This is a genomic window from Corynebacterium glyciniphilum AJ 3170 (genome assembly GCF_007673095.1).
In the GTDB taxonomy this organism is placed as follows: domain Bacteria; phylum Actinomycetota; class Actinomycetes; order Mycobacteriales; family Mycobacteriaceae; genus Corynebacterium.
The window spans coordinates 174542-186007 of sequence record NZ_VDYZ01000001.1; the positions used below are offsets into that span (position 1 = coordinate 174542).

At 66.3% G+C, this 11466-nt stretch carries 9 protein-coding genes and 7 tRNA genes; 6 read left to right on the plus strand and 10 right to left on the minus strand.

Features of this window, described 5'->3' with window-relative positions; genetic code table 11:
• Positions 1–159: 159 nt before the first annotated feature.
• Positions 160–2088, plus strand: a complete 1929-nt coding sequence (gene dxs, locus FS507_RS00825) for a 1-deoxy-D-xylulose-5-phosphate synthase (RefSeq protein ID WP_145940961.1) — start codon at positions 160–162, stop codon at positions 2086–2088.
• On the opposite strand, the gene FS507_RS00830 is transcribed toward dxs, so the two are convergent.
• Both FS507_RS00830 and FS507_RS00835 read right to left on the minus strand, forming a co-directional pair.
• Complete coding sequence (locus tag FS507_RS00830; protein ID WP_260853078.1) at positions 2081–3373, minus strand: ribonuclease D; 1293 nt, start codon at positions 3371–3373, stop codon at positions 2081–2083. The two genes, dxs and FS507_RS00830, sit on opposite strands and share 8 nt — an antisense overlap.
• 10 nt (positions 3374–3383) lie before the next feature.
• On the minus strand, positions 3384–4055 hold the full coding sequence (locus tag FS507_RS00835; protein WP_145940963.1) for a DUF3000 domain-containing protein: 672 nt from the start codon (positions 4053–4055) through the stop codon (positions 3384–3386).
• A gap of 78 nt (positions 4056–4133) precedes the next feature.
• Between FS507_RS00835 and hemE the strand changes: the two genes are divergently transcribed.
• The 3 genes from hemE to hemQ all read left to right on the plus strand — a co-directional run bounded on the left by hemE (position 4134) and on the right by hemQ (position 7568).
• Entirely contained in the window at positions 4134–5315 is a 1182-nt protein-coding gene (gene hemE, locus FS507_RS00840; protein WP_145940964.1) for a uroporphyrinogen decarboxylase, read from the plus strand.
• Complete coding sequence (gene hemG / locus FS507_RS00845; protein WP_260853079.1) at positions 5312–6736, plus strand: protoporphyrinogen oxidase; 1425 nt, start codon at positions 5312–5314, stop codon at positions 6734–6736. Before hemE ends, hemG begins: the two co-directional genes overlap by 4 nt.
• A gap of 112 nt (positions 6737–6848) precedes the next feature.
• Positions 6849–7568, plus strand: coding sequence for a hydrogen peroxide-dependent heme synthase (hemQ, locus tag FS507_RS00850; RefSeq protein WP_145940965.1), 720 nt, complete (start codon positions 6849–6851; stop codon positions 7566–7568).
• A gap of 16 nt (positions 7569–7584) precedes the next feature.
• Here the strand turns inward: hemQ and msrB are convergent, their stop codons facing one another.
• From msrB to FS507_RS00890, 8 genes are all read right to left on the minus strand, one after another.
• A complete protein-coding gene (msrB, locus tag FS507_RS00855; RefSeq protein ID WP_145940966.1) occupies positions 7585–8016 on the minus strand; it encodes a peptide-methionine (R)-S-oxide reductase MsrB in 432 nt (143 codons plus the stop codon).
• A gap of 5 nt (positions 8017–8021) precedes the next feature.
• The gene (locus tag FS507_RS00860) at positions 8022–9380 is read right to left on the minus strand and encodes a glycosyltransferase family 87 protein (RefSeq protein WP_260853080.1); all 1359 of its coding nucleotides are present in this window, start codon (positions 9378–9380) and stop codon (positions 8022–8024) included.
• Positions 9381–9522: 142 nt separating this feature from the next.
• Positions 9523–9598, minus strand: a tRNA-Gly gene (locus FS507_RS00865).
• A 47-nt stretch (positions 9599–9645) separates the two neighbouring features.
• A tRNA-Val gene (locus FS507_RS00870) sits at positions 9646–9717 on the minus strand.
• A gap of 45 nt (positions 9718–9762) precedes the next feature.
• Positions 9763–9838, minus strand: a tRNA-Gly gene (locus FS507_RS00875).
• Between the two features lie 47 nt (positions 9839–9885).
• Positions 9886–9957, minus strand: a tRNA-Val gene (locus tag FS507_RS00880).
• Between the two features lie 8 nt (positions 9958–9965).
• Positions 9966–10037 (minus strand) — tRNA-Cys (locus tag FS507_RS00885).
• A 69-nt stretch (positions 10038–10106) separates the two neighbouring features.
• Positions 10107–10179: transfer RNA gene (locus FS507_RS00890), tRNA-Gly, on the minus strand.
• A gap of 298 nt (positions 10180–10477) precedes the next feature.
• Between FS507_RS00890 and FS507_RS00895 the strand changes: the two genes are divergently transcribed.
• Positions 10478–10549 (plus strand) — tRNA-Val (locus FS507_RS00895).
• Positions 10550–10718: 169 nt separating this feature from the next.
• Positions 10719–11396, plus strand: coding sequence for a copper resistance CopC family protein (locus FS507_RS00900; protein ID WP_145940967.1), 678 nt, complete (start codon positions 10719–10721; stop codon positions 11394–11396).
• The last annotated feature ends 70 nt before the right edge of the window (positions 11397–11466 follow it).

The window sequence follows — 11466 nt, forward strand, 5'->3', positions numbered from 1 at the left end:
CGATGATGTGAACGCGGCGTCGGCCCGTAAGATGGGCGGAGTGCCTGTGACTCAGGCAGTACGACTGAAGCGTAGGTTGTCGGCCGTCGACCCCCGGTGCCCCGGAATCATGGGGCACAGAGGGCCGGCGACGACAGGGACGGAGAAGAGAGAACGGGTATGTCGATTCTTGAAAAGATATCGTCACCGGCGGACCTCCGGACGCTGACTCCAGGACAGCTGGAAACCCTCGCTGGCGAGATCCGGGAGTTTCTCATCGAGAAGGTGTCCGCGACCGGTGGGCACCTGGGACCGAATCTCGGCGTTGTGGAGCTGACGATCGCACTGCACCGCGTCTTCGACTCGCCGGTGGACCCGATCATCTTCGACACCGGCCACCAGTCCTACGTCCACAAGATCCTCACCGGCCGCAGGAACCTCTTCGACACCCTCCGTCAGCGTGACGGGTTGTCGGGATATCCGGACCGTGCGGAGAGCCCCCATGACTGGACCGAGTCCTCCCACGCCTCTGCGTCCCTGTCCTACGCCGACGGCCTGGCCAAGGCGTTTGAGTTGACCGGCCAGACCGAACGGCGCGTCGCCGCGGTCATCGGTGACGGCGCCCTCACCGGGGGAATGGCCTGGGAGGCATTGAACAACATCGCCGAAGGCAAGGACCGCCCCTTGACGGTCATCGTCAACGATAACGGCAGGTCCTATTCTCCGACGATCGGCGGGCTGGCACACAGCCTCGCCGGCATGCGGATGCAGCCGGCCTACGACAAGGTCATGGAGCAGGGCAAGAACTCTCTCGGTCGCCTCGGAGCCGTCGGTGAGCACGCGTTCAAACTGCTCCACAGCTTCAAGGAGGGCGTCAAGCATGCCGTCATCCCCCAGGAGCTGTTCAGTAACCTCGGCCTGAAGTACGTCGGGCCCGTTGACGGACATGATGTGCGTGCCGTGGAAGCGGCGCTGTCCTACGCCCGTGACTACGGCGGGCCGATCATCGTCCATATCGTCACCAAGAAGGGCAACGGCTACGCCCCGGCTGAGAACGACGAAGCCGACCAGATGCACTCCACCGGAGTCATCGACCCGGTGACCGGACGGGCCGTCCAGGTCAGCGCCCGTGGCTGGACCGATGTCTTCGCCGATGAGCTCATCGAGATCGGACGTCGCCGGGACGACGTCGTCGCGATCACCGCGGCGATGGGGGGACCGACCGGTCTCTCCCGTTTCGCCGAGGTGTTCCCGGAACGGACTTTCGATGTCGGGATCGCCGAGCAGCATGCGGTGACCTCGGCGGCCGGGCTCGCCCTCGGCGGACTGCACCCCGTCGTCGCGGTGTACTCGACCTTCCTGAACCGGGCGTTCGACCAGTTGCTCATGGATGTGGCGCTGCTGCATATGCCGGTGACGTTCGTCCTTGACCGTGCCGGTGTCACCGGGTCCGACGGCGCCAGCCACAACGGCATGTGGGACCTGTCGATCACGGGAGTCGTCCCGGGCATCCGGGTGGCGGCCCCCCGGGACGGCAGGCGCCTGGTCGAGGCACTCAACCGTGCCGTCGCCGTCTCGGACGGCCCCTCCGTGGTCAGGTTCTCGAAGGGTGCGGTCCCGGCCGACGTACCGGCGGTGGACTCCTGCACTGACTACGACGTCCTCGTCGCACCGGAGGAGACGGATCTCGCGGACGCCGACTCACTCAAGGTGCTGGTGGTCAACTACGGTCCGTTGACAGCACAGTCGGCCGCGGCCGCGGATGCACTCGCCGCCGAAGGGCACGCGGTGACCGTGGTCGACCCGGTCTGGGTCACTCCGGTGTCACCGGATGTCGTTGAACTGGCCCGGAACGTCGATCTGGTGGTCACGGTGGAGGACAACGGGGTACACGGCGGGGCCGGCCAGATGCTCGCACGCGCGGCGTCCGAGTCATCGGTGTCGACGCCGATCCGCTATCTCGGCGTTGACCAGCGGTTCCTCGCGCACGGTTCGAGGGCAGAGGTGCTCGCCGAGGTGGGCCTGGACACGGAGTCCGTGGTGGAGCAGGTCCGGAGTTGGGCGGCCAGCGAGATTCGGCGTCGCGCGGAGACGACCGACGTCAGCTGACCTCGTCGGCGACGACCGGGGCGAAAGCGTCGATGAGCAGGTTCACCTGCCACCGGCGGCACTGCTGGTCCTCGAGTGCGTGTCCCAGCATCTCCTCCAGCTCGCTGACCGGGTCGTCTGTTCCCTCTCTGACAAGCGACGGGCGTGTCCTACCGGCGCGGAGCAGTGCACAGGAGACGTCCCATGCCACCGACCGGAGGGCACGGACGGTGAGAAGGTCCTCGACCCGGATCCCGGTACGGTCGGACACCACCGCGAGAGCGTCGCGGAAACCGGTCGACAGACGGTAGGCCAGCGGGTGGTCGCGCTCCCACGTGCGGTGGTCGGGTCGTCCGGCTGACGATGTCGGCCTGTCCGGGAGGCTCGCCGGATCCGCAGAAACCGCCTGTCGCACCGCGGAGGACAGGACTGCCGTCAGTTCACGCGCGAGCCCCGGTCCCCGCGACGTCCGCGCCAGGCGGGAGGCGCCGGACACCTCGCGCCGCAGCTGCTGGTCCGCACGCCCGGGCTGTTGGGCCAGATCCAGAATCGACGAACCGCGCAGCACGTGTTCGGGCGGCACGTCCCTGTCCCGCGCGACGGAGGTCCGGGCGTCGACCAGACGTCGGACGATCTCCAGCCCCCGGGGGTCCCGGACATGACCGATACCGCGGAGTTTTCGCCAGTCGGGTTCGGGGACGGGGAAGGACCATCCCCTGCTGACATGGTCGCACTCCTGCCGGTACCAGTCGTCCCGGCCGAGGTCACGGAGCCGGGACAGGGTGACGTCGCGCAACTCGATGAGCAGCTCCACGTCAAGGGCGGCGTAGGAGAGCATGGCATCGGGGATCGGGCGGGCAGACCAGTCTTCGCGCCCCTTGTCCTTGGCCACCGTCACCCCGAGAAACTCCTCGAGCATGCCGGCCAGCCCGATCTGGCCGTAACCGAGCAACCGTCCGGCGATCTGGGTGTCGTGGAGTTCCGGTGTGTGCCAACCGAGCGACGTCAACGCCGGAAGGTCGCTGTGGGCGGCGTGCAGGATCCACGGTGCCGTGTCCATGACCGGGGCGAGGATCTCTCCGGCCTGCGGCACCGTGGCGGGGTCGACCAGATGCGTACCGGCACCGTCCCGCCGCAGCTGGACGAGGAACGCCCGGTCGTCGAACCGGAAACCCGACGCACGTTCCGTGTCGACCGCGACGGGGCCGCGTCCGCGCGCGAGGGACTCGGCGACGGCGTGCACCGTCTCCGGTGTGTCGGACAGGGCGGGGACGCCGCCGCGGGGGGAGGAGAGGTGTTCAGCCACAGCTGTCACCTTACCGACCGCTGATGGAGGTCACCCCTTCGGGAGGAAGACCGGCGACGTTGGCGAGCACCTTGGAGAACGCGGTGACATGCCCGGAGAGGTCGGTGCCGGCCGCGCTCCACGAGGCACGCATCTCGATCTGGAACGCGTTGGCGGGGCCACCGATGTCCCCGAAACGGCTGGAGGCGGTGGCGGTGACGGTGCCGCCGAGGTCGCTGACGGCGTTGCCGGTGAGTCCTTCGGTCAGCCAGTCCCAGGCGACCTCGGGAAGCAGCGGGTCCTCGGCGACCGCCGAGTCGAGGTCGGCCTGGATGTAGGCCACGAGCTTCATCATCCCCGGCCCCTCCGACCCCCTGGGGTCGTGGAGCAGGATGAGTCTGCCGAATGCGTCACCCTCGGAATCTGTGGGCACGGCGGCTTCCCCACCGTCGCGCCCGGACGTCCCGACGGCGTCGGTCACTCCCGGTAATCGGTCGACTTCAAGGCCGATCGCATGGCTGTAGGGGGCGAGTTTCCGCGGCGGACGGATGTCGGTCACAGTGATGCCACTGCGGACCGGTGCGGCATGCATGGAGGTGACCGCCTCCCGGAACGGGCCGGGGACAGCCTCCGTGGCATCGGCCGTCGCGGCCTGACCCGGGTTACCTGTCGTCTCTGAATCAACGCTCACAGGGGTCAACATAACCGGCGCAAATCGTGATGTGGTGCAGGCGCGCCGTCGGTGGTCCACTTCGTCGGGGAACTGGCATAATCTGGAGACATGGTTGACCAGAATTCGTCCCCGGTCGGCGTCGCCGATCTCCGTCCGACTGAAGAGGCGATCGGCACGGCGCGCTCCGCCCGACGTGCCTCCCCCGATGCTCCGCTGCTGGCGGCCGTCCGGGGGGACGTCCCGTCCCGTCGTCCGATGTGGATGATGCGCCAGGCCGGGCGTTCCCTGCCCGAGTACCGCGAGATCCGTAAGGACGTCGGGATGCTCGACTCCTGTTTCCGTCCGGACCTCCTCGCCGAGATCACCCTGCAGCCGGTGCGCCGCCACGATGCTGACGCGGCGATCCTCTTCTCCGACATCGTCGTTCCGTTGAAGGCGGCGGGGGTGGGGGTGGACATCGTCGCCGGACGTGGGCCGGTCCTGGAATCACCGGTACGCACGGCGGAGGCGGTCGAGACACTTCCGGTCGTCGATCCCTCGCAGCTCGGGGCCGTCGTCGAGGGGATCGGCGGGATCCTCGAGGAGTTGCGGGACGACCAGGTTCTCATCGGCTTCGCCGGTGCTCCGTTTACTCTGGCGTCCTACCTGATCGAGGGCGGGCCCTCGAAGAACCACGGTGTGACGAAGGCGATGATGTACTCACAGCCACAGTTGTGGCACGCGCTGATGGAGAAGCTGACACCGACCGTGGTCCGGTTCCTGCAGGTGCAGATCGAGGCAGGGGCGGATGCGGTCCAGCTCTTCGATTCCTGGGCAGGATTCCTCAGCCTGCGCGACTACCGTGAGTTCGTCGCCCCGTACTCGCACAGGATCATCGAGGCTGTGCGCCCGTACGGTGTTCCGGTGATCCACTTCGGGGTGAACACCGGAGAGCTGCTCGGAGAGATGGCGGCAGTGGGGCCGGACGTGGTCGGCATCGACTGGAAGACCCCCCTGGACGTGGCTGCACGCCGGGTCACCTCGTCCTTGACCACCGCCCACGAGTCCGGTGACCCCCGGGTCCCGGCTGAGCGGCGTGTCCGTGCGATCCAGGGAAATCTGGATCCGGCCATCCTTCTGGCAGGACCTGAGGTGATCGCTGACCAGGTCCGCCGCGTCTGTCGAGAGGCCGACCGGGCCGTCAGCGCCGGTGATGCCCGGGGCCATGTCTTCAACCTCGGGCACGGTGTTCTCCCGGAAACCGATCCGGACGCGATCACCCGGGCCTTCGCGGAGGTGCACGGGCAGTGACGGATCCGAGTATCAGCACCGGGCCGCGTGTCGCCGTCGTCGGAGGCGGCGTCAGTGGCCTGTTCGCCGCCTGGGAACTACGGCGTCGGCTGGGCCCCGGTGCCCAGATCCTGGTTCTCGAGGCGTACAGCAGACTCGGCGGGAAACTGAAGACCGTCGATTTCGCCACCGGCCCGGTTGACATGGGGGCCGAGGCGTTCCTGACCAGACACACCGGGATGGCACAGCTTGTCGAGGATCTCGGGCTGGGGGAGGAGCTCCGGACACCCTCGGGGGCGCGGAGTGCGTTCCTCGTCGACGGTGAGCTCGTGGACATCCCGCCGGCGACGGTCATGGGCATTCCCGCGAGAGGTTCAGACGTGGACGGTGTGCTCAGTCCGTCTGCACAGGCGATGGTGGATTCCGAACGCGACGGCGCTGCGCTGCCGTGGATCGTCGGGGACGACGTCAACGTGGGTGAACTGGTACGCCGACGGTACTGCGACGAAGTCGTCGACCGTCTGGTGTCTCCCATGCTCGGCGGGGTGTACTCATCCTCGGCCGATGATCTCGGGTTGCGGGCCACGGTTCCCCAGATCGCGGAGGCCATGGACGATATCGCGGCACGGGGGGACGACGTCTACCTGTCCACGGCAGTGGCCGAGGCACTGGCACTGCGGGCGTCGTCCACCACGGCTGCCGCCGGACCCGCGTTCAACTCACTGGCGACCGGGTACCGGACGCTTATCACCAGGCTCGCGGAACTCTCCGGTGCGGACATACATGTCGACACACAGGTGGAGGAGATCGGCCGTTACAACGGACGTATCTACCTTGAACCGGTCGGTACCGTTGATGCAGTCGTCGTGGCGACACCGGCCCCGACGGCGTCGGTTCTGCTCAAGGACCTGGTCCCGGATGCCGCGCAGATCCTCGGTGGGGTTGACCTTGCAGGATCGGCAGTGGTCGGTCTCAGCTACGGCGGTGCCGACGGTGGCGCAGGGATCCCCGACCGGTCGGGGATCCTCATCGGTGCGGACGGCCCCACCCACGCCAAGGCATTCACGTTCTCCTCCCGCAAATGGCCTCATATCGGTGAGCGCCACGGCAGGGACGGCGGTTTCGTGCGTGCCAGCTTCGGGACGTTCCGGGACGGCCGTCTCCTCGACGCCGACGACGACACCCTCGTGGGGTACGCCGTCGAGGACCTGGCACGTGTCGCCGGTGTCACCCGGCGTCCTACCGAGACGTTCGTGCAGCGGTGGTGGGGCGGGCTTCCCGTCTACGGTGTGGGACACACCGAACTCATGGGCATCGCCGAGGCCGCGGTCGACGAGGTTCCCAGAATTGCGGTGGCTGGGGCGTACCTCCACGGTGTCGGCGTGCCCGCCTGCGCGGAGACAGGTCGGGCTGCGGCGCGCAAGATCGCTGACGAACTCTGACGGACTCCGACGTGTGTCCCGCGCTCCCGCTGGTCGGGGCGCGGGACACGGTGGCTAAGATCAGCCAGGACACATACAACAGGTCGACGGACAGGACAGGTGGTTGAGAACCATGGCGAAGCTTGATTTCAGGGAACTCAATGAGAAGTTGCAGTACACGATGTGGTCGGTGTTCACGGTCCGCAACGGGGAGCTGCCGGACGACGGTGAGGCCCGGGCTGCGGTGGCCGCGGACCTGGAATCCTTCCTCGCCTCCTTCGACGACGAGGAACTGACCGTCCGCGGTGTCTACGACCTCACCGGGCAGCGGGCGGAGGCGGACATCATGATCTGGTGGCACGCCGAGAAGTTCGAGGACCTGCAGCGGGCGTACCGTCGGTTCCTCAGGGAGACCACCCTCGGCCGCGCCTGCGACGGGTACTGGTCGAATTCCGCTCTGCACCGGCCGGCGGAATTCAACAAGTCCCACCTTCCCTCGTTCATCATGGGGGAGGACCCGGGGGACTGGATCGCGGTGTATCCGTTCGTCCGTTCCTATGAGTGGTATCTGCTGCCGGACAAGGAACGCCGGACGATCCTGGCTGAACACGGCATGGCGGCACGGGGGTACGACGAGGTCCGCGCAAACACCGTCCCCGCTTTCGCCTTGGGTGACTACGAGTGGATCCTCGCCTTCGAGAGCCCGACCCTGGACCGCATCGTCGATCTGATGTACAAGATGCGTTACACCGAGGCGCGGCGCCACGTCCGGGAGGAAGTCCCCTTCTTCACGGGGCGTCGAGTCAACGGCGACGCCGCCGAACTCGCCACTTTCATCTCCGAGCTTCCCTGAGGCGAGTCGGGGCGAGTCAGCTCTCCTGAAGGCGCAGGGCGATCCCGTTGATGCAGTAACGCAGGTCAGTGGGAGTGTTGTAGCCCTCGCCCTCGAACACGTGACCGAGGTGCCCACCGCAGGTGGCGCAGACGACCTCGGTCCTACGCATCCCCAGTGAGTCGTCGACGCGTGTCTCCACTGCGTCGGAGTCGGCCGGGTCGAAGAAGGACGGCCACCCGCAGTGGGAGTGGAACTTCTCGGTGGAACGGAAGAGTTCTGCACCGCACCCGCGGCACAGGTAGACGCCTTCCGTCTCTGCGTCGGTGTATTCACTGGTGTAGGGACGTTCCGTCGCCGAATTCCGCAGCACCTGGAATTCATCGGGGGACAGGCGCTCGCGCCACTGTGCGTCAGTGAGCGTGGAGAAGTCTTCGAATGGGCGGATGTCGGGCCGGTTCTCGGTCATCGTTGTTACCTCTGTTCGGATCGGAGTTCCTCGGTTGCGCCCGGTGCCGTCGTGGAGTCACGGTCGTTAGTCTGACGACGCCAGTCGGTGACGAGCCAGACGACGACGGATGTCGCCGCCGCGAGGATGATCAGGCCCCATCCGACGGTACCGCGTGTGTATTCGACGATACGCCCGGGCCACTCCCAACGGTCGGAGTTCCACGAGTCACCGGACATGCACCAGTAGACCCCGATCCAGGTGACCGGATTGTGCATCACCGACAACCGGCAGAAGATGGTGAAGATCATCGGCAGCAGCATCATGGAGTAGTACATCTGCCCCAGCGAACTCACCATGAATACCCCGGTCATCAGGATGCCCGTGGTGGTTGACGCCCACATCAGCGGGTCGGAGTTCCGCCAGCGCAGCAGTCCGAGGACGGTGACAGCGACGCCGAGGGCGAAGATGGCGCGCAGCGCCGTGATGAACCAGTCGTCCATGCCGAAGTAGACCCCGACGCCCGATATCGACGAGTTGGCGTAGTCGCGGACTTCGCTCAGATAGGGCATGAGCTTGTCGAGGTAGTCGGAGGGTTGTGTCATCAGTGGCCAGGCGGCCAGGTTGAACACCACTGGCACCGCGATGCCGGAGACGAGTGCCCACCATTGACGTTTGACGAGTGGGAGGAAGAGCAGGACGGCGAACTGCGGCTTGACCGTGATGGCCAGGCCCACCGCGATGCCTGCGAGGACCGTGGCCAGCGTGCTGCGTTTCCCGGTGCCGGGGCTGAACCTCCAGGAGAGGTTACCGGAGCCGACCAGCAGCCACCAGAGGAAAACTACTTCGACGACCAGCAGAATCCCGTTGATGTTCGAGAACAGCAGGGTGTTGGTGACGGACTCGCTCGCGAAGACCAGGAGCGCCGCCACGGGGAGGACCGGTCCGGTGAGGGGACGACGGGCCAGCTTCGTCAACACGGCGAGCGCGACGAGGACGGCCACGCCGTTGGCGAAGATGAAGAGGATACGGCCGATGTCCCAGGACGGCAGAAGGGCCAGGGGGCTGAGCAGGAGGGTGCCGCCGGGGGAGTAGAGGTAGTGGGGGTCGACGAAGCTGTAGTTCTCGTCGTAGACCGGTACACCGTCGATGAAGCGGTGCAGGGCGTCCCAGACGGTCGTGAAGTCGTCGGTGGGGTGGCTGTTCTGCGGGTTGAGGAACACCCGGTGGATGATGGTGAAGATAGCCAGCGGCCAGGCGGCCATGGTGAACGCGCCGGCCGGTGTCCGGAGACAACTACGCAGTCCACCTGATCGGTGCGTCGTGGTGCTGTCGGTGTCTCCGTTACCGCCAGCGGCATCGGCTGGGGTCATCTGTGCAGTCACTGTGTGAATTTTAGTGGCTGAGGGGCGCATGCCCGGGACCGCCACGCACCCGGCCCACGCTGCGGCCCCGGAAGGCATGGGTCAACACGGGTCGGCACGGACGCCGAAGGCCCGTCGACGGTGGTCGACGGGCCTTCGGCGATGGAGCGGATGACGAGACTCGAACTCGCGACCCTAACCTTGGCAAGGTTATGCGCTACCAACTGCGCTACATCCGCATTTTCTAGCAATCTTACTGCTGAGCAGCCCCGTGAGGGACTGTTCGTGCGCGATACTGGGATCGAACCAGTGACCTCTTCCGTGTCAGGGAAGCGCTCTCCCGCTGAGCTAAACGCGCGGGCTCTCCATCCTCGCGGCACCCGATGGGTGCCGTTCGGGGGAGTGGAGCGGATGACGAGACTCGAACTCGCGACCCTAACCTTGGCAAGGTTATGCGCTACCAACTGCGCTACATCCGCATTTTCTAGCAATCTTACTGCTGAGCAGCCCCGTGAGGGACTGTTCGTGCGCGATACTGGGATCGAACCAGTGACCTCTTCCGTGTCAGGGAAGCGCTCTCCCGCTGAGCTAAACGCGCGTGGAGCGAGGTGGAAACGGGAATCGAACCCGTGTACACGGTTTTGCAGACCGTTGCCTAAGCCACTCAGCCATTCCACCGTGGCGTCGCCGCCTCGTGCCGGATCTCGACCCTACCGGTCGGGGACCGGAAGAGGAAATGAGAACCCGAGCGGATGACGAGACTCGAACTCGCGACCCTAACCTTGGCAAGGTTATGCGCTACCAACTGCGCTACATCCGCAAGCACCGTGAAGTACCGGTGCGACCCAGAACTCTATAGGTTTCGTCGACCGCACACAAACAGCCAGGTAGGCGCACCTGTCGCAGGAACTGTGCCGACGGTTCGAACACCACGGGTGTCATTCGACAGTGGTGCGCGGCCCGGTGGCACCGGCTCGCCCCGTCGATATGTCGTGCAACATGTCGCGCCCCCGGGGCTCTGGAGGAGTCCCTGTCCCCGGAAACACATGCCACCGCTGTGACGTGCGGAGTTGCGCGCTTTACGGTCGGTGATGATAGATTACCTCTCGTTCCACCGAGGTCCCATGGCTCAGTGGAAGAGCGTTCCGTTCACACCGGAAAGGTCGCTGGTTCGATCCCAGCTGGGACCACCTTCAACGCCTCCGTCAGGCAGTGCCACGCACTGCCGGCCGGGGGCTTTCGGCGTGTCCGGGGCAGTGCGCCACACCGGGGGACTTTCACGTGGAAGTGCAGTTAGGATGGGTGCTCTACACCTGTGGACATACCTTCCCCGGTGCCAGTCGAAGGAAAGGACCGTCAATGTTCCGTCTGCCGTCCCATCGTCCGCCCCGGCGATCCTCACTACGGGGGACCAGCGGTGTCGGTCTGATTGCCGCACCAGCAGTCGCCCTTGCCCTGGCGGCTGCGCCGGTCGTTTCCGGGGCGGGATCTTCTCCCGGCCTCCCGGAAGCCTCCGCGCACGATGCGATGGTCGGGTCAACTCCCGAACAGGACAGTACCGTCAGTGAGGCCCCCGACTCCGTTGAACTCGAGTTCTCCGGCATTCCGCGGGACGACTTCAACACCGTCGCCCTGTCACGTGACGGTGAGGTGCTGGTGACCGGCGAACCCACGATTGACGGACGCACCCTCACCCTGGACATCCCCGGAGACGTGGAGATGTCCGACGGCGAGTACACCGTCGGCTACCAGATCACCTCGTCTGACGGTCACGCCACCCGCGGCAGCTACGCCTTCACTCTCGCCGCGGACGGTGGTGGCTCCGGCTCCGAGCCGTCTCAGGAGGCAGACGATTCCGAAGACAATGCCGACGACGATGCAGGTATGCCGTCCTGGGCAGGACCCGCACTCGGCATCGCCGGCGTGATCGTTGTCCTGGGGGCCCTCGTCGTGGCGATCACCCGTTTCCGGTCGATGTCTTCGGGATCATCCGGCGAATCGGGCGATTCCGGCGATGACGGACGCCGGAACTCCTGAACCTCGTCCGGGCCGGTCCGGGCCGGGTGGCCGCAAGACGCGAGGCGGCAGGTAAGGTAGTGCTCGACTT

What these genes read in the sequence shown, in the direction of transcription:
- dxs (WP_145940961.1), top strand. Translation starts at nt 160, where the DNA reads ATGTCGATTCTTGAAAAGATATCGTCACCGGCGGACCTCCGGACGCTG.
- FS507_RS00835 (WP_145940963.1), bottom strand. Translation starts at nt 4,055, where the DNA reads ATGTTGACCCCTGTGAGCGTTGATTCAGAGACGACAGGTAACCCGGGT.
- hemE (WP_145940964.1), top strand. Translation starts at nt 4,134, where the DNA reads ATGGTTGACCAGAATTCGTCCCCGGTCGGCGTCGCCGATCTCCGTCCG.
- hemQ (WP_145940965.1), top strand. Translation starts at nt 6,849, where the DNA reads ATGGCGAAGCTTGATTTCAGGGAACTCAATGAGAAGTTGCAGTACACG.
- msrB (WP_145940966.1), bottom strand. Translation starts at nt 8,016, where the DNA reads ATGACCGAGAACCGGCCCGACATCCGCCCATTCGAAGACTTCTCCACG.
- FS507_RS00900 (WP_145940967.1), top strand. Translation starts at nt 10,719, where the DNA reads ATGTTCCGTCTGCCGTCCCATCGTCCGCCCCGGCGATCCTCACTACGG.